Origin of the sequence: Nonomuraea sp. NPDC050556, assembly GCF_044457355.1 — a bacterium.
GTDB lineage: Bacteria > Actinomycetota > Actinomycetes > Streptosporangiales > Streptosporangiaceae > Nonomuraea.
The window spans coordinates 1360774-1382545 of sequence record NZ_JBITGU010000001.1; the positions used below are offsets into that span (position 1 = coordinate 1360774).

Annotated in this window: 16 protein-coding genes; 5 read left to right on the top strand and 11 right to left on the bottom strand. The window is 68.3% G+C overall.

The features are described 5' to 3' along the window. Entirely contained in the window at nt 1-759 is a 759-nt protein-coding gene (locus ACIBG8_RS06785; protein ID WP_397341582.1) for an ABC transporter permease, read from the bottom strand. After that, nucleotides 759-1691 (bottom strand): ABC transporter ATP-binding protein, encoded by a 933-nt coding sequence (locus tag ACIBG8_RS06790; protein ID WP_397341583.1) that lies wholly within the window; start codon nt 1689-1691, stop codon nt 759-761. The genes ACIBG8_RS06785 and ACIBG8_RS06790 overlap by 1 nt, the downstream gene beginning before the upstream one ends. A gap of 151 nt (nt 1692-1842) precedes the next feature. Here ACIBG8_RS06790 and ACIBG8_RS06795 point away from each other — a divergent pair, with 151 nt between their 5' ends. After that, nucleotides 1843-2877, top strand: coding sequence for an ABC transporter substrate-binding protein (locus ACIBG8_RS06795; RefSeq protein WP_397341584.1), 1035 nt, complete (start codon nt 1843-1845; stop codon nt 2875-2877). An 8-nt stretch (nt 2878-2885) separates the two neighbouring features. Here ACIBG8_RS06795 and ACIBG8_RS06800 read toward each other — a convergent pair whose 3' ends face one another. After that, on the bottom strand, nt 2886-3179 hold the full coding sequence (locus tag ACIBG8_RS06800; RefSeq protein WP_397341585.1) for an antibiotic biosynthesis monooxygenase family protein: 294 nt from the start codon (nt 3177-3179) through the stop codon (nt 2886-2888). Between the two features lie 75 nt (nt 3180-3254). Here ACIBG8_RS06800 and ACIBG8_RS06805 point away from each other — a divergent pair, with 75 nt between their 5' ends. Further along, on the top strand, nt 3255-3716 hold the full coding sequence (locus ACIBG8_RS06805; RefSeq protein WP_397341586.1) for a MarR family winged helix-turn-helix transcriptional regulator: 462 nt from the start codon (nt 3255-3257) through the stop codon (nt 3714-3716). After that, nucleotides 3713-4075 (top strand): nuclear transport factor 2 family protein, encoded by a 363-nt coding sequence (locus tag ACIBG8_RS06810; RefSeq protein WP_397341587.1) that lies wholly within the window; start codon nt 3713-3715, stop codon nt 4073-4075. The genes ACIBG8_RS06805 and ACIBG8_RS06810 overlap by 4 nt, the downstream gene beginning before the upstream one ends. A gap of 625 nt (nt 4076-4700) precedes the next feature. Here the strand turns inward: ACIBG8_RS06810 and ACIBG8_RS06815 are convergent. Next, nucleotides 4701-5228 (bottom strand): DUF3592 domain-containing protein, encoded by a 528-nt coding sequence (locus ACIBG8_RS06815; RefSeq protein WP_397341588.1) that lies wholly within the window; start codon nt 5226-5228, stop codon nt 4701-4703. A 982-nt stretch (nt 5229-6210) separates the two neighbouring features. Here ACIBG8_RS06815 and ACIBG8_RS06820 point away from each other — a divergent pair. Beyond that, complete coding sequence (locus ACIBG8_RS06820) at nt 6211-7746, top strand: ricin-type beta-trefoil lectin domain protein (protein ID WP_397341589.1); 1536 nt, start codon at nt 6211-6213, stop codon at nt 7744-7746. Here the strand turns inward: ACIBG8_RS06820 and ACIBG8_RS06825 are convergent. The 5 genes from ACIBG8_RS06825 to ACIBG8_RS06845 are packed head-to-tail and all read right to left on the bottom strand — an operon-like array spanning nt 7743 to nt 19376. Then, nucleotides 7743-8405, bottom strand: a complete 663-nt coding sequence (locus tag ACIBG8_RS06825) for a response regulator (protein WP_397341590.1) — start codon at nt 8403-8405, stop codon at nt 7743-7745. The genes ACIBG8_RS06820 and ACIBG8_RS06825 overlap by 4 nt on opposite strands. Next, the gene (locus ACIBG8_RS06830; RefSeq protein ID WP_397341591.1) at nt 8311-9552 is read right to left on the bottom strand and encodes a sensor histidine kinase; all 1242 of its coding nucleotides are present in this window, start codon (nt 9550-9552) and stop codon (nt 8311-8313) included. The genes ACIBG8_RS06825 and ACIBG8_RS06830 overlap by 95 nt, the downstream gene beginning before the upstream one ends. A gap of 5 nt (nt 9553-9557) precedes the next feature. Continuing rightward, complete coding sequence (locus ACIBG8_RS06835; RefSeq protein WP_397341593.1) at nt 9558-10031, bottom strand: hypothetical protein; 474 nt, start codon at nt 10029-10031, stop codon at nt 9558-9560. After that, nucleotides 10028-15925 (bottom strand): RHS repeat-associated core domain-containing protein, encoded by a 5898-nt coding sequence (locus tag ACIBG8_RS06840; RefSeq protein ID WP_397341594.1) that lies wholly within the window; start codon nt 15923-15925, stop codon nt 10028-10030. The genes ACIBG8_RS06835 and ACIBG8_RS06840 overlap by 4 nt, the downstream gene beginning before the upstream one ends. Nucleotides 15926-15941: 16 nt before the next feature. Beyond that, complete coding sequence (locus tag ACIBG8_RS06845) at nt 15942-19376, bottom strand: LamG-like jellyroll fold domain-containing protein (RefSeq protein ID WP_397341595.1); 3435 nt, start codon at nt 19374-19376, stop codon at nt 15942-15944. 936 nt (nt 19377-20312) lie between these two features. Here ACIBG8_RS06845 and ACIBG8_RS06850 point away from each other — a divergent pair. Next, nucleotides 20313-20567, top strand: a complete 255-nt coding sequence (locus ACIBG8_RS06850) for a hypothetical protein (RefSeq protein ID WP_397341596.1) — start codon at nt 20313-20315, stop codon at nt 20565-20567. A gap of 129 nt (nt 20568-20696) precedes the next feature. Here ACIBG8_RS06850 and ACIBG8_RS06855 read toward each other — a convergent pair whose 3' ends face one another. Together ACIBG8_RS06855 and ACIBG8_RS06860 are read right to left on the bottom strand one after the other, a co-directional pair. Next, nucleotides 20697-20885 carry a hypothetical protein gene (locus tag ACIBG8_RS06855; protein WP_397341597.1) on the bottom strand — a complete coding sequence of 63 codons (189 nt, stop codon included), beginning with the start codon at nt 20883-20885 and terminating at the stop codon, nt 20697-20699. Beyond that, nucleotides 20882-21685: a S1 RNA-binding domain-containing protein gene (locus ACIBG8_RS06860; protein ID WP_397341598.1), complete on the bottom strand. Its 804-nt coding sequence runs from the start codon at nt 21683-21685 to the stop codon at nt 20882-20884. The genes ACIBG8_RS06855 and ACIBG8_RS06860 overlap by 4 nt, the downstream gene beginning before the upstream one ends. Nucleotides 21686-21772 lie beyond the last annotated feature (87 nt).

The following is a 21772-nucleotide window of genomic DNA, read 5'->3' on the forward strand; positions in this document are numbered from 1 at the left end:
TCAGTCCTGAAGTCGCTTGCGGAAGGCGTAGGCCGCCCAGACCATGCCACCGGCGGCGAACGCCACCAGGTAGCCCACGTGCAGCCACACCGGCCACGGGGGAGCGCCACCCAGCGTCGCCGCCCGGCACAACGCCACCCCATGCCACAACGGCGAGGCGTAGGCCAGCGGCCGCAGCACCGGCGTCAACTGCTCCACCGGGAAGAACACCCCCGCGAACAACGTCGAGGGAATCATCACGAACCGAAACAGCAACGCGAAGTAGCTGTCATGGTCGATCGTCGCAGCGAACGCCGTCACCGGAGCCGCCACCGACACCGTCAGCAACGCCGCCACCAGCGGCGTCACCAGAGCCCACCACGAATCCAGCATCCCGAAACACGCCACGATCGCCAGGAACACCAGCACCGCGATCTGGATGCGCAACACCAGATAGGCCAGCCACCCGCGCAGCATGTCCCACACCGACACCCGGGTGGCGAACATCGCGTGCGCCCCGCGCGTCCACTTGAAGTCACCCAGCACCGGGTAGGTGCACTCACCCACCGCCATCTGGAACGCCGTCGAGGCCAAAACCCCCGGCACGATCCACTGCGCGTACGGCACGCCCTGCACCGTGCCCACGTACTGCCCCACCCCCAGCCCGATACTGGCCAGGAACAGCAACGGCAACGCGAACGAGGAGAACAACGACGCCCGCCACAACCGCTTGTACAACGTCAGGTGCCGCTCCAGCACCGCCACGCTCGGATGCGCCATCAGTCCACCAACGTCCGGCCGGTCAGGTGCAGGAACACATCCTCCAGCGACGAGCGCCGCACCAGCACGCTGGAGGGCGCCAGCCCACGCCGGTGCACCTCGTTGACCGCGGCGTCGCCGTCCTTGGCGTACAGCAGGATCCGGTCCGGCAGCGGATCCACCCGCTCACCGATCCCCTCCAGCTTGCCCACATACGAGGCCAGCTCATCGACCCCGAACCGCAACTCCACCACCTCAGCCGAGGAGTAGGTCTCGATCAGCGAACGCGGCGACCCCTCCGCCACGATCTTGCCCGCGTCCATGACCACCAGCCGATCGCACAACTGCTCGGCCTCGTCCATGTAGTGCGTCGTCAGCACCAGCGTCACGCCCCGCTGCTTCAACCGGAACAACCGCTCCCACAGCAGATGCCGCGCCTGCGGATCCAGCCCCGTCGTCGGCTCGTCCAGCAACACCAGATCCGGGTCGTTCACCATCGCCCGCGCGATCGTCAGCCGCCGCTTCATCCCGCCCGACAACGGCTCCACCGTCGAGGACGCCTTGTCCTGCAACTGCGCGAAGTCCAGCAGCTCCTCCGCCTTGGCCCGCGCCTGCGCCCGGCTCAGCCCGAAGTAACGCGCATACGTCGTCAGGTTCTCCCGCACCGTCAGATCCGGATCCAGGTTGTCCAGCTGCGGGCACACCCCCAGCCTGCCCCGGATCTGCGGCCCGTCCCTGACCGGGTCACGCCCCAGGATCCGCAGCTCACCAGCGGTCGGCATCGACACGCAGCTGATCATCCGCATGGTCGAGGACTTGCCCGCGCCGTTGGGCCCCAGGAAGCCGAACGCCTCACCCGGGGCGACCTCCAGGTCGATCCCGTCGACCGCGGTGAAGTCACCGAACCGTTTGACCAGGCCACGCGCGTAAATGAGAGGTTGTTGTCCAGACACGAGGTCAGACCCTAACGGGCCGCACCGACACTTCCGCAACCAGGTTTCCCGCCGCAGCCACCCCTCCACCCCATCAGCCCAGGGCGAACACAGGGGAGGGTGAACGGTCCCACTATCATCCGGTCCAACCGCAGAAGGGACGCCACCACCGATGAACACGCCACCCCCAGCCCTCCGGATCGGCGCCCTGGCGCCCCTGACCCCGCCCGGCTGGGTCGAGGCGGGCCGGCACCTGCTCGCCGGACTCGAACTGGCCGCCGGCGAGATCAACACCGCCGGAGGCGTCGCGGGACGGCCCCTCGAGCTCCTGGTCCGCGACACCGCGGCCAACCCCGACAAGGCCGCGGCAGCCGTACGAGAACTGGCCGGCCTGGGCGTGGCCGCGCTGGCGGGGGAGTACCACAGCGTCGTCGCCCGCTCGGCGGCCGCCACCGCCGACGCCCTCGGCCTGCCGTACCTGTGCTCCTCAGCCGTCCTCGACGCCCTCACCGACCACCCCACACCGTGGGTGGCCCGCCTGGCCCCTGCGCAGTCCTACGGCTGGCAGATCTACGCCGACCACCTGCGCAAAGCAGGCCACACCCGCATCGCCGTGGCCACCCAGCCGAGCCTCTACTGGGCCTCCGGCACGCGCATCCTGCGCGAACACCTCACGGTCGTCGAACTCGACGCCACCACACTCACCCCTGTGGCCCTGTGCGACGAGCTCGCCGCACAGGGGGTTACGGCGCTGCTGCTCCTGGTCGGCATCCCGGAACCGGCCGCACCCATCGTCCAGGCCGTGCGCAGCGACCCACGCCTGACCGGCCTCCTCATCGGCGCCCCAGCCGGGCAACCCGAACTCCCCGGATCGGCGGAGTTGCTGGGCGGGATCCCGTTCCTGCGCTACCTGCCCGAACACCTCAGCCCCCTCGGCGCCCGCGTGGAGACGGCGCTGCGCGAGCGGCTGGGGGAGAGCCCGTCCTTCGTCGCCTTCGAGGGCTACGACACCATCACCGTCCTGGCCGACCTGCTGCGCTCAGGCGGCACCGACTGGGCGGGCGTCGCGGTCGAGGGCACCCGCGGCGCGATCCGCTTCACCCGCACTCCGGGCATCAGCGTCTGGCAATGGGCCTGGCCGCCGGTCCAGGTCGCCGACCGCGACCCGGACCACCCCGAGACCTTCCGCACCCTCCACACCGGCTGAGCGGCCCCTCAGCCCTGCGCCAGCACGCCCTGCTCATCGCTCACCAAACCACCGATCGCCGCGAAGAACGCCGCAACCCCCGGCAGGTTCGGACCCTTCGCCCGAGAGGCGGCGAAATCCTCGGGGGAGCGCCACTCCACGATGTCCAGCCACTCATCCCCGCCCAACCGCACCAGCCGCGCCCCCAGGAAACCCGCACGATCGGCGGCGAACTCCGCCACCATGGCCGTGCGCGCCTCCAGCAACGCCTCCACCCGCTCCGGCTCCACCCGGAAACGCACCAGCTCGACAGTCGACGACATCACAGTCCTCCTCGTTGAAGTTCCAACGCAGAACACGATATAGTCAACAGAAGTGATAGTCAATGGAGGTGACTAATGAAGCGGAGCACCCGCAAACACACCAACCCCGACCTCGGCGTCCTCGCCGGACAAGTCCTCTTCAGCGTACAAAAAGAACTCTTCACCACCCTCGCCCAACAAGGCCACCCCGACCTCCGCCCCCAACACGGCGCCGTCCTCGCCTACCTCGACGAACAAGGCACCCGCGCCACCGACCTCGCCACCATGTCCGGCCAACACAAACAAGTCATCGGCACCCTCATCGACGAACTCGAAACCCTCGGCTACGTCACCCGCCAACCCGACCCCACCGACCGCCGCGCCAAACTCATCGTCCCCACCGAACGCGGCCTCGACGAAATGACCCGCTCCGACGCCATCGTCGCCGCCATCGAACAACGCCACGCCCAAACCCTCGGACAAGACACCTACGACGCCTTCAAACACGCCTTCCAGCACATCGCCCGCAACCAACGCGCCTGGAACAAAACCCCATGAACACCCGAGACGCCGCCCAACAGTTCGCCGACACCTGGCAACACGCCTGGACCCACCACGACCCCGACACCATCGCCACCCTCTACACCGACGACGCACAACACACCAGCGCACCCTTCCGCCCACCCCACCAGGGCAAACAGGCCATCACCGACTACATCCGCTGGTCATTCAGCACAGAAACCAACCCCCACGTGCACTTCGGCACACCCCTCGTCGACGGCGACCAAGCAGCCATCGAATACCACGTCACCGCACACGAAAACGGCGAACCCGTCACCCTGGCCGGATGCGTCTTCATCTACTTCAACCAGGACGGGCTCGCCGTAAAAACACGCGACTACTGGCACACCGGCTAACTAGAAAACATGCACCGGCTGCTGCTGAGGCTGAACCTGCGGCTGCTGCACCGGACGCGCCATCTGCTGCGTCTGCTGCTGAGCCGCCTGCTGACGCTCCCCACAACTCCCACCGCAGTAACCGTTCGAAACGATCAACCGACCACGAAGAGCTGTGTACGCCTCACGACCGGAAGCGGGCAGAACCCCCTGACACACCTGGCACAAGACCGCGTCGTTCCCCACGTGTGCTCCATTCCCGACGTAGTAGCAGGTAGCCAGACTAAGCGTATCCATTCATTCCGAGTCAGCATTTCCACGACTCGTCAAGAACCCCGTCAAAACCCCACCTCACCCCACAAACGGGGGAGCGGACCCACCCAGTGTGCTACGCCAAGCCCGCACACGCCAGCGTACGGCCCACAACCACCCACCCCAGAAACCGACACACACCCCCAACCGGGAACCACCCCCATGAGACAAGCATCACACCCGATTCCACGGCCGAGAGCCCTCCAGAGGTACGGCAGAGCCAGGGGCGCCCACCCACCGACCCGTCCAGACTGACACCCCACGCGCCGCTGCCCGGCTCCACTTACCCGCGCCCCAGGCAACCACCGAACTACCGCACAACCCACCCGGCGCCCTACGCTCTTGGGCCCTGTCTCCGCGAAAGGAGCCCCCGCCTATGGCGCGGCACAAGCGTCCCATTCCTCCAGAGCACGACATCCCCCCAACCGATGACGGCCATGGCGACCAGCCCGAGCACATGCGTCGTGTGCGCGTAAGAAAGCGTCCTGTCCACAACAGTGCCCTCAGGATCCGCAGGCAGATAGAGAACCGGACGAGTGTCACCGACCACCGGACCTCCCTCCCACCGCTGCCAGCCCACCTCGGCCGAGAAGGAGCCGCCATCGGCCGTGTTCACCCTCACGATCGGGCGATCGGGCGACTTGCTGAAGTCACGCACATCCACGACAACGGCAGTGGCGGGAACGCCATGCTGCTGAATATCGCGCAACCGCACGAAGTCATCCACCGTAGCCACCCCGATGACCACCACAAGAAGCGCCCCGAGTAACGCCAGCTCACCCGGCGCAGTCGACAGCCGATGCCTGACCGACAGTTCACTCCACGGACGAGCCTGAAAGCCAGGCTCCCGCCTTCTCCCCATAAACCGTCCCCTTTTTCTTTCGCCGCACAACGGACACGCCGACCATCCAGTTCCCACCCACCGGCCTCAAGAGGGACCGGGTGCGCAGATAGGGGACCAGCACGACGAACCGCCAGGTGGGAGCCGAGTAGCCGCAAACCCCCGTTTCGCAACCAACCAGCAGCGACTTCTTCGCCTCCCGAAGCCCCGCCCTTTTCCCTCAGCGTTAATGCTTAGCGATCATCAGTTCGGCACGAATAGTCTCCGGATTGTGTGCACATACACCTCGGTCACCTACAAGGTCCACTACGTGTGCCTTTCCTGCCGCCAGAGCCGAAAGCTCCCCTGGGACGACACCGAGCACCCGTGCACGACTTGCCGAACCCCGATGATCCTCGCGGGCCACGACTTCGCCGCACCACGCAAAGCAGACACCCGCCGGTGGAAGGCCGTCACCGCCGTCCTACAAACCGGCCTCAGCTACGAAGGCTTCGTGATCTGCGGCTGCACACGAGACCCCAAATACCGCCCCAGAACCAGCACCCAGGTCCGAGCCCGCCGCCGAAAAGCAGCCCGTCAAGGCCTCAGCGAAGCCGAAGCACTCGCCCTACGCGACCCCTGAGGCTTTCCACCGAAATACCTCACGGTTGCGGGGAGGGAGTGTTACCCCTTCAAGAAGCAATCCCACTCAAGGCTCTGGCCAGATGGGGCACCAGCCGGAAGCGGAGGGCGTGCAGTCGAGGCCACCCGGCCGTTGCCGGTACAGGGTGACGGGCCCGTGTCGTTGGCTACGGCTTTGACGGCATATCCAAGGTGGGTCGTCAGCTGTGGGTTCGGCATTGTTGTCGTCGGAAATGCGCATCACCGCGGTACCGACCCCGACTGCGCGCAGCGGACGGACGGACGTGGAGGGACCTAGCCGATGGGTTTACGACTTTCGCGGTGGTCTTGACCGGCGGGAGGCTGATGGCACGGGGCGGTCTGCTCACTAGGGTCTGCGGCCATGAGGATCGGACTGTTCCTGCTCATGCTGCTCGCCCTGCTGGTCCCCCAGACGGCCGCGCACGCCGACACCGAACTGTGCAACTGGGGCGAGACCACGGTCTCCGGCGGCTACCTGGTCGCGCCGAACCGGTGGAACTCCAGCGGCGACCTGTGCGTCACCACCACCGGCGGCACCGACTTCACCGTCAACCGGAGCACGATCACCTGGGGCAACCACAACGGCGGCGGCCCGGGCGCGTACCCGAACATCGGCACGTCGAACACCCACCCCGGACTGCCCCTGCAGGTCAGCGCGATGGGTGACACCACCACCAGCTGGGACACGACCCTGCCGGGCACGGGGGCCTACAACGCCGCCTATGACATCTGGTACAGCCCAGGCGCGAGCACCTGCCCGTCCGTGGTGACCAACGCCTCAAGTGTCGAGATCATGGTCTGGCTGTCCAGCCCAGGAGTCGACCCCGACCCGAGCTGGAAGATCGCCGGCGACCTGACGGTCGGCGGCCGGACGTACGACGTGTTCAAGTTCACCGGACCGACCGGCCAGGTCGCGCTGATCTACGACATGAAGACCGCGGTCAGCAAGGTCAACCGCCTGAACCTGCGGCTGATCACCCAGGACGCGGTGTTGCGTGGCCTTCTCGGCCACAACGCCTACCTGTGCAAGATCCAGGCGGGGTTCGAGGTGTCGGATGGCGGCACCGGGCTGAAGACCAACGCCTTCTCGGTCGAGCTGAAGCAGGGTGTCCCCACCGGGATGCTCGCCTCGGGCCTGGCGGGCAAGTGCGTGGACAACTACCACGGCGACGACGTTGCGGGGAACAAGGTCACCAGCTGGCGCTGCAACCCCGGGGCCGCGCAGCGGTGGACGCTGGCCAACGACGGCACGATCCGCCCGCAGAACGGCGCCAACTGCCTGACGGCGAACGGCACGGCCAACGCCAGCAAGATCACGCTGGCCGCGTTCACGGGCGCCGGCGGGCAGAAGTGGCAGCCGCGCGGCAACAACAGCCTCCTCAACCCGGCTTCGGGCAAATGCCTCGACGTGCCGGGCTCCAACACGGCCAACAACGTGCAGCTGCAGATCTACACCTGCAACGCCTCGAACGCGCAGAAGTGGAGCGTGCCGTACCAGCCGGTGGACGCCCAGCGGGTCACCGGCGCCTTCACCAGCGCCCTCGACAACCGCTGCCTCGACTTCAACCTCTGGTCGGGCCTGGACCAGGCGGGCATCTACCCATGCAACGGCACCGCGCCCCAGACCTTCACGATCGCCAACACCGACGCGCTCATCGCGGCCGGCCGGTGCCTGACCGCCACAGCGGGCAAGGCGTACAACAAGGCCTGCGTCGCCGCCGACCGTAGCCAGATGTGGGTGGTCGCGCCGGGCGGGAACCTGGTCTGGTACGGCTACGACCAGGCCAGCCCCTTGATCGTCAAGTACCTGAGCAACCCGGGTGGCGCGGACAACACCCAGCTCCTGCTGGCCGACTGCGCCAACACGGCCGGCCAGACCTGGTACGCGCCCGTCTAACGGGTCCAGCCGGGTGCGACGAGTCCCGCGTCGTAGGCGAGCGTGACGACCTGCACCCGGCTGGACAGCCCCAGCTTGCTCATCGCGTGGTTGAGGTGGGACTTCACGGTCGCCTCGCTCAGGTGCAGCTGCCGCGCGATCTCGCCGTTGGACAGCGCCCGCCCCACCAGCGGGAGGACCTGCGTCTCGCGCGGGGTGAGCCGGTCGAGGGCCGGGTTGGGCGTGGGCGCCTGGGGGCGGTGGAAGGACTCGATCAGCCGCCGGGTGCTCGACGGCGACAGCAGGACGTCGCCGGTGGCCACCGTGCGGATCGCGGCCATGAGCCGCTCGGGCGCCGTCTCCTTCAGCAGGAAGCCGGAGGCTCCGGCGCGCAGCGCCTGGTAGACGTACTCGTCGATGTCGAACGTGGTCAGGATCAGGATCCGCGGTGGTTCGCCGGCCGAGGAGGCGATGATCTCCTCGGTGGCGGCCAGGCCGTCCAGGCCGGGCATCCGGATGTCCATGAGGATCACGTCGGGCCGGGCGGTGCGGGCGAGCTCGACCGCGTCCTCGCCGCTCTCGGCCTCACCCACCAGGTCGAGGTCTGGCGTCGCTCGGATCAGCGCCGCGAGGCCGACGCGGATGAGCATCTGGTCGTCCGCCAGGAGCACCTTGATCATCGAAACGAGTCCCGGTCCGGATCGTGGGCAGCGGGAGCACGGCCACCACTTCGTATCCACCCATCGGGCGGGGGCCCGCGGAGATCGTTCCCTGATACAGCTTGACGCGCTCGGTCAGCCCAAGCAAGCCGTGCCCGTCACTGTTTTTGGGTGCTTTGCGGGGTTTGCCGTCGTCGGTGACCTGGATCACCAGCGTGGCCTGCGCGTACGTCAGCGACACCCGCGCCGTCGTGGGGCCGGCGTGTTTGAGAATGTTGGTGAGGCACTCCTGCAGGATCCGGTACACGCTGAGATCCATGCCGGGCGGCATCGGGCGCGGCTCGCCGGTCACGACGACCTCGACCTCCACCCCCGCCGAGCGCACCCGGTCGGCCAGCGCGGGCAGGTCACGCAGCCCGGGCGCCGAGTGCAGGTCGTCCACGGGTCTGTCGTCGTTGTCCAGGCGCAGGATCGACAGCAGCCGCCGCATCTCGGCCAGCGCCTCGGCGCCGACATCCGAGATCGTGGCCAGCGCGGCCTGCGCGGTCGCGGGGTCGGACCCCATCACGTAGCGGGCGACCCCGGCCTGGACCGAGATGACCGACATGTGGTGGGCGACGATGTCGTGCAGCTCGCGCGCGATCCGCGCGCGTTCCTGGGCGACGGCGAGCCGGGCCAGGTCCTCGTGGTCGTCGCGCAGCCGTGCGGTCAGCGTGGCCAGCCGCCTGGTGGTGGCGCCGAACGCGATCACCAGTGACCCGACGACCGCCTCCTGCGCGAGCACCACCCACAGCGCGACGCCGGGGGCGGCCAGGAGCGTGGCGTGCGACCACTCCACAGCCTGTACGGCCCAGCAGACCAGGGCCAGGGGGAAGCGCCGGTGCGCGGCCACCGAGTACAGCGCCACCAGCGGCACGATGTTGTTCTGCCCCGTGTGGTAGCCAAGCTGGTGGAACACGATCGCGGCCACACAGGACGCGACGAGCACCGAGCAGGGGTAGCGGCGGCGGAAGGTCAGCGGCAGGCAGACCGCGAGGATCAGCAGGGCGCCCGCCGCGTCGAGTGAGCGGGTGGCGTGCCCGCCCTCGATGGCCACCCAGAGCCAGGTGCCCACCGCGAACGCCACCGCCAGCGCCCCGTCGAGCAGCAGCGGATCGGCGCGACGCACCCGGCTCAGCACGACTCGCGCGCCCGCTCGGCGAACTCCCCCCTGGTCATCGGCGTGGCCTTCCCGTCGGCGTCGGCCGCCAGCACCTGCCCGTCCGCCAGGCCACGCAGGCCGTCGAGGGTGAAGTCGAACCTGGCGTTGCGCCGCTGGTTACCCCGGTAGCCGCCGGTGGTGACCTCCAGGAAGTAGCGGCCAGGGCCCAGGGCGTCGAGCTCGGCCGAGGTCTGCTCCCAGCCGGGCGCCTTCTCCAGGAGAGTGAGCTCGGCGGCAGGCTTTCCGTCGAGCGCCAGCACCGTCCACGTTCCGCCGCCGCTGCCTGGGGCGAGGCTCGCGGACCTGGGCTGTTCGCCTTCGCACAGGCCGTACAGGAGCTTGACCCGGCCGTCGGCGCCCAGGTGGAGTGCGGCGATGGGGCTCGGCCCCGGCGTGCACCCGGTGAGCACGCCGAGCGCCATCAGCATGACGGCGATGCGTCTCATGGGTGCGGCCCCGGCGACGGTGACGGTTTGCGGTCCAGGTCCGGCGGGACGAGGTAACCACCCCAGTAGAGGTTGGCCTCCTGCTCGAACCGGTTGCGTTCCCACGGATTGAATGTAATCACGTAGGACTTGATCGATTCGGCCGCGTACGCCATGGCGTAGCCGTCCGCGTGCTTGTAACTGGCCCACTGCCTGGAGTGCACCGCCTCGTGACTGAGTAGGTCGGGGCCGTACTTCTTGGCGTACTCCTCCCCGTAGCCGCGTCTCAGCGCGTCGCGTTCCGTGTTCTCCCGGCTGAGCTGGTTGGCCAGCTCGGGCTCGCTGTGGGGGTAGAAGAAGACGTCTCCGATGGTGATCGGCTTGCCGTCCAGGGCGGGGGAGTAGCCGTAGCAGATGATCTGGATCTCGCCTCGCCCGCAGGAGGTGCTGAACTGCGCGAACTGGTCGGCGAGCCAGTTCGCCGAGTTCAGCGCGTTGCCCGGATTGATCGGGTGGTCGCCGAGGAGCGTCAGCGGGCTTGGGCCGACCAGTCTCTGCGCTGGCTTCTGCGGCACCGGCGGTCCTGGTCTGGGTGAGGGCCGTTTGTGGTTGTCGTGGCTGTTGTTGTAGTTGTTGCGGCAGTCCAGGTCGTTTCCGCAGGCCTGGGTGGCGTTCTTGGGTTTTGCGTCCTTGGGGGCGTTGATGCCGGGCATGATCCCGCACAGGTCGACCGGGCACCTGCCGCTGGGGTCGCTGAGCGTCACCGGGTTACCGCGCGCGTAGACGTAGGCGTGCAGCTGCGCCGGGTCGTTCGGGTCGAGGACCGGGTCGACGGAGACGAACCGTCCCACAGCCGGGTCGTACTCGCGCGCCCCCAGATGGGTCAGGCCCGTCGACGGATCGCGGGTGCCGCCGACGAACGCCTTCTCATCCGGCCACGTGCCGGTGGGCGTCCCCCGGTCGGCGCCGAACGGGGTGAACCGCCGCTGGGCGAGCGCCTGCGTCGTCGCGTTGATCGCCAGCTGCGAGGTGCCCTGATGATCACCGGCGAGGAACGTCACTCCCGTGACGGTCCGCATGGCCACGGTTGCCTCACCGTGGGAGTAGTAGCGGGTGCCCGAGGGCGCCGACGCACCGGAGGCGAGGCGTAACTCCGTACCCGGCAGGTACAGCGTCGTGCCGGACGGGTCGCGGCGGATCATCCGCCCGCCGTCGGCGTTGTAGACGAACGACGTCGTCGCCGACCCCTGGGTGACCGAGCTCAGCTCGCCGCCGGTGTCCCAGGTGAGCGTCTGCGCGGTCCCGCCGATCGAGCGGCTGGTCAGGTTACCGGTCGCGTCGTAGCCGAAGGTGTCGGTGCGCGCGCCCGCTCCGCCGCTCTGGTCGACGCGGGTCAGCCGGTGGCCCTGGTTCGTGTACGCCCTGCTGGTGTCGCTCGCGCCGTGCAACGTCTCGGAGGTGCGGCTGCCCGCCGCGTCGTAGGCGTAGCTCGACCAGTACGGCGAGGGCCCGCCGACCAGCGCGGCGGACGGGCCGGCCGCGCAGGTCGTGGTGCTCTGCGTCCACGCCTCGGTGAGGTGCTGCGCGTAGTCGTAGCCGAAGCACTGGGTCTCCGTGCCTGAGCGGGACACGTCCGAGATCGCGGTGATGGTCCCGGCGGGCGTGTAGGAGTAGGTCGCGTTGCTGTCGACGCCCGAGACACCTTCGCGGTCGACACGCGTGCTCGCCAGGCGGCGCGTGCCGTACTCCCAGGTGAAGGTCTGCCACGCCTTTTTCACCCCGGTCGTGAGCTCGCGCTGGAGCAGCTGACCGGACAGGGCGTAGGTGGAGGCGTTGACGTAGGCGCCGAGGTTGCCGGTCAGGCGGGTGGCCCTGGCGGTGGCGTCATAGGTGGTGACGACGTTCTCCGCGGCCAGGCCGCCCGCGGCGGGGAAGCCGCTCGACTGGACGGTCCCGTCGAGGTTGTAGGCGGTGGAGAAGGTGTAGGTCCCGGCGAGCGCGCCCTCAGTGGAAGGAATCACGACGCTGCGCCGTACGGGACGGTTGAGGTTGTCGTAGACGTCGATCCTGGTGGTGTACGGCTGGCCGCCCGCATATCGGGTCGCGGAGGTCGGCTGCCCCTTGCGCACCGTGTCGAACAACCAAGAGGCGCGCAGCGTCCCGGTCGGCGTGCCCTCACGCGTCTCGATCCTGCGGCCCAGCGGGTCGTAGGTGTGGAACAGCTTCTTGCCGCGCCCGTCGGTCACCGAGGTCAGCCGGTCCAGGTCGTCGTAGGCCGAGATGGTCGTGCCGTGGTCGGGGTCGACGGTGGTGATCTCCCTGCCGCGCACGTCGTAGGCATGCGTCCACACGGCACCGGCCGTGTCGGTCACGGTGGTGAGCTTGCCGTCGGCGGTGTAGGCGTACCTGGTCTGGTCATAGGCGCCCGTGGGTGAGGTGCCGCGGAACTGGCGGCGTTCTGTCACCCGGCCTCGGCCGTCGGTGAACTGGGCGGTCGGGGTACCGCCGTCCGGCGGATCGATCGTGGTCCAGTCGCCTCCGTAAGCGGTGACCGTGCGCCACTTCTCCTGCGTGTCGTTGTTGCCCACCAGGAACCGCTCCACAGTGACCCGGCCGAGCCCGTCGTAGGCGTAGGCGTGCTGCGCCTCGACGTCTCCCGGCACAGCGACGCCGAACAGCGTGGGAGCGGGCGCACCAGTGGCGTAGTAAGACTCGTAGGTGCGGCCGACGAGCCCGCGCTCGTCGTAGAAGGTGTCGGTGAGCAGCCGTCCTCCGCCCGGCCCCTCGGCCTGGTTCTGCCGTGGCCGCAGCAACCCGTCGTAGAGCTGGATCGCCGCCCGCTGTCCCGCCGCCGGGGTGAGGGTCTTCGTGGTGACGGCGACGATCTCGCCTTCGGTGATCCGGTAGGCGAACTCGAGGTTGGGCGTGCTGGTCGTGGGCCGGTCCGGCAGCCACACCTTCGCCGAGCGTCCAAGGGCGTCGTAGGCGAGCGTCGTCACCTTGCCCCCCGCGTCGGTCACCGTGAGGGGCAGGCCCCACGCGGGGTCGAGCGTCTGGGCGGAGGTGTGCGCGCTCGCCGCGTTGCCCACGACGACCGGCGGGCCGGTCTGCGTGGTCTGCGTGGTCAGCCCGGCGGTCTCGGTGTAGGTGTTCGTCGTGATGTTGCCGAGGGCGTCGGTGACCGTGAGCGGCCTGCCGTACACGCCGTCGTAGGCGGTCCTGGCCGTCGCAACGTAGGTGGCACTGGTGCCGTCGTGCGCGGCCAGCTTCTCCGCTCGGGTGACGTGGCCCTTCGTGGGCGCCGCGCCGAACACGCCGCCGTCGTAGAAGGAGCGCACGTCGGAGACGACCTGCCGGGTCCTGTCCGGGGTCCCCGAACAGCGGACGGAGACCGTCTCCTCACGTGCGGGGAAGGCACGCAGCCACGCGCCCGCGTTGACCGCGTACGTGCTGCGGGTGCACAGGTCGTCGGTGGCAACAGCCACGTCACCCTGGTCGTCGACCACGGTGGGCAGCCCGGCCACCGGTTCGTAGGTGGTGTCCGTACGGGTCTGCCGCCGGGCGCCGCCGTCGAGAGTCTGCCAGGTTCTGGTCGTGGCGACCCCGGTCAGGTCCGCGGTGGTGGTGCCCCACGAGCGGGTGCGGGAGGCGGTCTGGGCGTGCCACGGCGTGTTGACCGTACGGTTGTCGACCGTCCCCGACGGGCCGGTGTAGGTGGTCGTCTGCAGTTCGAGTCCGGCCAGCGAGTTGTGGTCGGTCGTGCTGCCGCCCTCGTCATCGGGGACCGAGACGCTCTTGGCGCCGCCGGAGGCGTTGAGCCGGTCGCCGTCCATGCCGCGCAGAAAGCGGTGGTCGACCCTGGCCTTGCCCGCGGTGATCACCCGCACGTCGCGATAGCCGCGCCATTGCGACCACGTCTTGTACTTCTCCCTGGTCAGCCCGTCGTCATCGTCATAGTGCCAAGCCGCGCCGCCCTCGTAGGCGTAGTCGGTGACCATGTCGGGGGCCAGAGCCGTACGGTCGGAGACGATCGTGCGGGTGACCACGTACTTGTAGAACCAGTCGCGGATCGGGTTGTCATGCCCTGGCGGCTGCCAGTAGACGGGGTAGCAGCGCCGCGTGTTGGTCTCCGGGGCCGGCAGGTCGTCGAGCGTGCAGTCGGTCGAGGAGTAGTCGACGTCGATCTGCCCGCCGGACTCGTCGAAGATCGCCCCGATCCGGTACCTGATGAACGGCGGAATGTCGTCGCCGCTCTTGTCCACCCGGTTCATGAGCTGGACGTGGTTGAAGGTCACCTTCGGCAACGTCACGGCCGGGCTCGCGCCCTTGCCCATGTGCTCAATCGAGGCGAGGAGTAACGCCTGGTCGATGTCGGCGTCGCCCCACGCCTGGCTCAGCGCCCACCCCTCGATATCCCTGTAAGTGCCGTCGGCCTTCCTGATCTGGGTGGTCACGCCGGTCAGGCGCTTACGCGTCCAGAACGTGGGAGCGAACTTGCCGTCGCGGGTGCAGTTGTCGGCGCAGTTCTGGTCCCAGGGGACATCGTGCCACTTCTCGGGGTTGTCGGAGATCTTGGAAGCGGCGCAGTCGAACCCGGCGTCCGGGACGCACCGCTCGGCCGTGCCGAAGACGACCCTGGCGGGCGGCGCGGCGAACAGCGCTCCCGAGCGCAGACCGTACTCGATCCGCTCCAGGTAGCCGCCGCGCTGGTAGGTGGTGTTGTCGGTGAAGCTGACGTTCCTGCCGTACTTGTTGGTCTCGGCCGTGTAGTAATAGGTGATCGCGTTGCCGTCCGGGTCGACGACCTGGTCGAGGTTCCACCGCCACGCCTGCTGGCACCACGACTGGGCGAAGCCCCCGCTGTTGTTGCACGGCTCGCCGCCGTCGTCGCCGAAGACCGGGACGGTCCACGCCGACGACGTCTCCGGGTTGCCGGACGCCCAGCCCGGCAGCCGGTGCCTGCCGAAGAAGTACTGGGTGCCGTCGGTGGTCGTCGCCTTCCAGTACTCGCCGTCGTTGTCGCCGTTGGTCGTCCCGGTCAGGTGCTCGTAACGGGTGCCGTCGTCCTTCGTCGCGCGCCACGTGCCGTCAGAGGCCTTGATCAGCTCGCCGCCGTGTCCCTTCCACGTCACCGTCGCGTTGTCGTAGGCCCAGCACAGGTCGCCGGGGTCGGCGCCGTTGTTCTTCGGCGCGCCGTCGTCGGCGCACGGCTTGTAGGAGCGCTCGATGAAACCGGGCGACAGATCGAAACCCTCGCCCACCCACGACGGCTGGTTGTTGGTGTTCGAGGTGCGCCCGTCGACCGACGCCGAGGAGTAGGTGATCGCCAGGTCCGGGGCGAGCCCGCCCGGCACCGGGGGCACCCGCAGCGGGTAGGACCAGGAGAAGTCGCCCGAATTGCCCCCGGCGGTCCACGTCGCGGACGCCGACAGCGGGGTGGCCTTGTAGTCACCCTTGTCGCTCTCGGCCGCCGCGACGGCGGCCAGCACGCTCGTGCCGGTGGAGGTCACCTCGGCACTCAGCATGCCGGTCCGCGCGTCACTACTGGTCTTCAACGGCGTTCTCGTACGGCATTGCGCCAGCTCAGGCGTCGTCAGCGCGCACTCGGGCAGCTGCACGAGCCGCAGCCGGGAACCGTAGTCGCCGCCGTAGGCGGTCTTGACGTTCACCGACACCTTCCCAGCCGTGACCGCCAGCCTGATCGGCGAACCCGGCGTGACCCCCCGATCGCTCTTCCCGCCCGGACGTACGGTCGCCGGATCAGGGATGCGCGGCCGTACCGCGACGGGTTCACCGCTGACCACCTTGGTGCGGTCGGGCGCGTCAGGGCGCCCGCCCGCAACGGCCTGTGCGGGAACCGCCACGAACAACGGCAGCGCGAGCGCGACGACACCTGCCACGGTGAGCCTGGTCACAGCGGCTCCTCTCGGGCTAGAAGGGGGAATCGCTGGGGATCTCGGTGTACCCGGCAAGTGCCTGCACCTGCTCCTGGCTGAGCACGCCGGAGAAGGCCCACACGTCGTCGATGACGCCCGGCCAGTACTCGCCCCACGTGCCGCCGCTCTTGGACCGCCCCAGCTGCAGCGGCCTGGTCGCGGCGAAGCTCACCGTGTTCCACCGGACGGACACGTTGGCCTCGGTCTGCTCCAGCTGCCCGTTGACGTACAGGCTGAGCACATCGGCCAGCGAGTCGTAAGTGAGCGCCACGTGGTCCCAGTTCAGCTGCCACTGGTAGGCCGAGTGCGCAGCCGTCTGCGCGGTGGCGCCGCCGGTGTCGGCGGCCGGCAGTTCCACCTGCCAGCCTCCGGCGCCCGCCGGGTTGTAGCGCAGGATGAACCCGCTGTTGACCGCGCCCTCCTGAGAGAACACCGACGCCTTCGCACCCGGCCTCGACGCGGCCGTCACCCACCCGGCGATCGTGAAGCTGCGCCCGGTGTCGAGCACGGCCGAGGACGTGGCCGCGTAGTCGCCGGAGCCGTCGAGCACAACCGCGCCCATCGGGCTGCCCAGCCACCCCGCGCTCTGGTCCACGCGGGCATCGCCGTACAGGATGACGGGACGGCCGCGGCCGGAGTCGTCGGCGCCGTCGGTGTTGAGCTTCCACCGCCCGGCCACCACCGGGTGCTGAGCAACCAGGTCGGCGACCTCGTCCGCAGTGACGATCCGGTCATAGGCCCGCACGTCGTCGATCTCGCCAGGGAAGAAATCGACCTTGGCGCCGTTGTACTTGGCACGGCCGATCGCGAGCGGTCCCGTGGCGTTCCAGGCGGTCGTCACCGGCTTGCTCTCCTGCGGCGCGCCGTTGACGTAAAGGGTGGCGGTCTTGGCCACCGCGTCGTACACGCCGACCAGATGGGTCCACTCGCCCACGGTCGGCGCTGCGGTGGACTTGGCGGCGACCGCGCCGACACCCGCGACGCTGTCGGAGCTCGACACGCTGAACGCCCACCGGTTGGCGCTCTTCACGTACTGCAGGTTGAAGGCGCTGACCGCCGAGCCCTCCTGGCTGACGACGCCGGCGAACGCGTTGACGTTGGCCAGGCGCGCCCACGCCGACACCGCGTACGACTGCGAGCTGTCCACCACACCCGCGGCGGTCTCGGCGTACCCGCTCGTGCCGTCGCCGCGCAGCGCAGTACCGACCTGGCCGTCGACACCAAGCGTCGCCCCGCCCACGGGCGCCGCCGTCACCGCCGTCGTCCCGTCCCGTACGGTCGCCGCCAGCGTGCTGCTCCCCGCCGGCTCGTCGAGCCTCCACAACGCCCGGGGCGCGCTGCCCACACTCACCCGGAACATGTAGGTGGCCGGGGCGCTGACGTTGCCCGCCGCGTCGAGCGCCTTGACGTAGAGGAAGTTGACGCCCGCCTTCGTCGGCGCGACCCGCACGGTCACCGCTCCACCTGGCGTGGCCGGACGGTACTCACCCGTCGAGGTGGGGGTGGTGTTCACACCCACCCAATAGCGGTTCACGTCAGAAGAACCGGCCGTGACGGTGAACGCGCCATACCTGCCGACCCCGTCGTACCAGGGATCGTTCGGGTCCTCGGGGTTGGAGGCCGGGTAGTCGGCCGAGCTCACCCCGGGCGCGGAAGGCACCGTCGGGTCATAGGAGAAGTAGCAGGAGGTGGCACTGCCCGCCCAGCTCCACGGGCTCCACTGGTAGCCGTCCCAGACGCGCACCGCCCACGACATGGCCTTGTTGGCCGGGAGCGAGGAGGGCGCGGTCACCTGGAACGTCGAGCCGGTGGTCTTGGCCGCGGTCATCGGCGACGTCCACGACCCCGTGTCCCAGCCGATCTTGAACTGGCCCTGGATCTTGTCGGCCGAGCCCGCGTCCGCGTCACGCAGGATCGCGTACATCACCGGCAGCCGGTTGACCGCGGGCGGCGCGTTCCAGTCCACGCACGGCCCGCCCGGGCTCATCGACAACTCCTTCATCTTCGGCTGCGACGGCGGCGTGTTGTACTGCACCCGCAGGTAGGCGTCGTTGGCGAACCGCTTCCACCAGGTCATCGACGACTCGGAGTAGGCACGCAGGCCCAAGGTGATCGCCGGGTCCTTGCGGTCGGTGGCCGCCTGCACGACGTCACGCAGCGCCGTACCGCCGAACTCCACCGGAGTGCGGGAGCAGTAGGCGACATCCCGCGACGTCAGGTGCTTGATCCAGTTGTCGGAGGTGGTGTTCCAGGTGGAGGTGGAGCCGAAGCCGCTCGCGTGCCAGAGCTGGATCGACGTGCTGTTGTTGCAGTCGTAGGCCCAGGTCTCGTAAGCGGTGAACTCAGCGGAGATCACGTACTTTCCGGCCAGCTCGTTGATCGGCATCCGGTAGAAGAGGCGCTTGGCCTGGTTCTTCACGCAGCGGCCGTCCTTGGACACCTCGCAGTAACCGACACCCTCGGTGTCGCTGAAGTTGTAGTAGGAGGTCGTCGGGTAGCCGCTGGAGACCATGAGCCTGGCCGACCGGTTGACCGTCTTCCACACCGGGTCGATGTACACCGGATAGTTCGCGGCCGCCAGCATCGCCTGATCGGGCTCGATCGTGAGCTTCCCCTTGTCGGCCGTGACCCGCAGCGGCACGACCTTCGCCCCAGGCGTGGGCGCCCGGCCCTCGGCTGCTTCAGGGGCGATCGCCCGGCTTTCTCCGGCCTTGCCCGGATTTGCGGCGGGAGTGTCCCACATCAGCGGCGAGGGCGCCTCGAACACCTCACCACCCGAAGCCGTATCCCGCGCGCGCAACACCCCGTCCGCGTCGCCACGCACCGACAACCCACGGGCCGTCACACCCAGCTCGAGCTTGCGCAGCGCCGGGTTCCGCGCCGCCTGCGCGTCCCGGACCACCAGAACGTGCGAGAACCCATCCACATCGGCACGCACCCGCAGGTCCACACCCGGCAGCACCTCGGGATAGGTGGCAGTGTCACCGCTCACCACCGGGGCCGGTAACGGGGTCGGCCAGCTCAGCCCCAGCTCCCGCCCGGCACGCCCCATCGTCGCGAGCGATTCCCCGCCGCCCGCCCCCAGCCGCAACGCGACCGTCGACGCGACAGGGGAGAGCGAGCCATCCGGATTGGCGCGCAACGTCGCATCCACATCCACCCACGCACCATTCCGCCGGGCACGGACGGGGCGAAGATGCTCGATCAGCTCGAACGCACCCGTCGGCGTCGCGAACACCTCACGCGTCTCACCGCGGCGGGAGAGGACCTCGACCCTCTGACCCGACTCGCGGGCTCGCGCGAGGGCCTCCCCGTCGGCCGCCACTTCCCCTGCTTTGACAGGGTCATGCTGGTACGGCTCAGCCGACACGGGCTGCGCCGTACCAGCGAGCAGAACAACGGCCAGCACGACCACGAGCGCCTGTCGCATGCGACCCTCACTGAGGTTGACGGGGTTGCACGAAACATAGAGTGAGCACCACCCGGGAGACATCAACCAGCAGATTGAGTCCATCTCCGACTTCCGCGGCGGTCACTGGAGAGCGGAAGGTCATACCAGGCGCTGGTCTGCGCTGTACCGCACAATCCCCAGGCCGCCGGACGGTGTGGGGGAGCGGACGCCGTCCCTGTGCGGAGGACGCACATGGTGGCCCCGGATGGCGGGCCTGAGGACAGCGCCGGTGGCGGCCGATGCTCGACACCCTCCGCGACGTAAATCGCACTACGGGGCGCGGAAATATTCTCCGCAAAATGGCAGGCGGGAATTGACGTGGCGAAATACCAATGATTCGACCAATTCCACTACCACCAGAAACGGTAATCCTGCTGACGGAAAATATCACCCCTGGTGTCAAACATTTGACACGATCATCCGTAAAGAGAGTTACACATCCGCAGGTCGGAAGGCCCAAAGGGCGATCTTGGCGGAGTTGTCCAGAACGCATGCTGGCGAATGCCCGCAAAGGAAAAGGAATACCCGGCTTCTCGGGCAAAGAGAAGCCGGGCGCGAGACCAGAAGGTCGCGACGCAGTGCAGCAGACTCAGATCTCCTGAGTTTAGCCGCGTCGTTTCCGCAGGTCCCACGCGGTGACGACGACGGTGAGCAGGATCAGGGCCGTGGTGGATACCGCCCGCCGGGGGAGCGGACTTCATCGTCCCACCTGGAGGTGTGGCACCGGCAGCCATCGCCGCCTCGATTGGTCCGCGCCCCCGTGGTGCGGGGATAGCACGGGCGAGTGTTTGGGGAGTGGAGGCGCGCTGGGAGATCAGGGTTACTTGACATAATGTTCATTATCAAGCAACTGGCAACCGGCGTCGATCCAGGGGAATCTGACGCCTGCGGGCCTTGTCGCGTTACCATCGCAACATGCCCAGCCTGGCGGTATCCACCACGGCCCTGATCCTGCTCACCGTCGTCGTCACCGCGGGCATCCTGTGGCTGATCTGGCTGGCCGTACGGCTGACCAGGAATCCGCGCAACCGACTGGCGCCCAGTCTCGATCTTGAGGCTCAGGCTCGTGAGCTCAAACGCACCGGCCAACTGCAGGAGGCGATCTTCCTGGTGCGCGGTGAGACCGGTATGAGCCACCGCGCCGCCACGCGCTTCGTCCGCCGTCTTTGAAATCGGACAGAATATGCCATACCAGACAGAATCCAGCTTCTGTTTGGTATAGCTAGCGCGCTTCAGAGGGGCTCTGGCCAGGGGTGATGGCTGTCGACTTCCGAAGTCCAATCGGTGTTCAGGCTCAGCTCAGCGTTTGAGGGCCCGGTACTTCTTGAGAAGAGCGGTGATCTTCTCGGGGTCCGCAGCGCCGTTCAGTTCGTCAAGCAGGTCGTCTGGGCACAGTTCGTAGAGCTCTCCCCACCATCGGCGTGCCTTGGTGTTCCAGATCCTGTAGCCGCCCGGCACTCCTCTGGCAACGTAGCGTTTTCTACTCACTGACGGGTCTCCGCCCTGGCCAGGTCGGCCATCTTGATGAGCCTGCCGACGTACGCTGCTGCCGTTCCCTCCAGTGAGGGGACGAGAGCAGCGAGATCCTCGGCGCAGCCGGTCAGGATCTGCTGTCGCTGTGGATCGAGAGTTCCTTGCCTGGCGATGTAGGTGATGATGCAGCCCGCAATGTAGGAGTCCAGGGCTGGGACGGATTCGCCGCTGGGTACGTTGATCCATCGCAGGTCGTCGGGAAAGGGCTCGTGCACGTGATCGGCCCAGAGGGCCGTGACGGTGGCGAGGCTCTCAGCAAGGGCGAGTTCGATGCGCCGCCGGATAACGTCCACATCGACGATCTCCACGGTCAAGGCATCTCCGATGTCCACCCGCAGGTTGGCGAGTTCGGTGCTTGGTACGAGGCCTTCGAAGCCGTCGGGGCGGTCCTCGATGCGGACGAAGGCGCCGATGGGGACGACCTTGGTGACTGGGCCGGCGACGATGCGGCCAGTCTGCGCCTTGAAGTTGATCAGCGGGTCGGGCTGGAGCGATTTGAGCGACAGGGATACCCGCCCGCGGCCAAGGTCGACGTCCAAGATCTCGGTAGTGATCGTCTGCCCGACCGCGACGACGTCACTGGGATGGCCGATGGGTCTCCACGACAGCTCCGGAATATTGATCATTGCGGTGTAGCCGCCGATGTCGACGAAGGTCACGCCGAAGGTGGCGATCTCGGTGACGGTGCCGGTGATGGTTTGGCCCCGCTGAAGGTTCTGCAGGAAGACCATCTCGTGTTCGGTCAGCTCGGCCATGTCAGTGGTCTTCCTGTGGGAGCAGAAGGCGGCGGTCGCCCCTCCGCTGGGCGGGAAACTTCCAGCTCAGCGGCCGCCTCATCCACA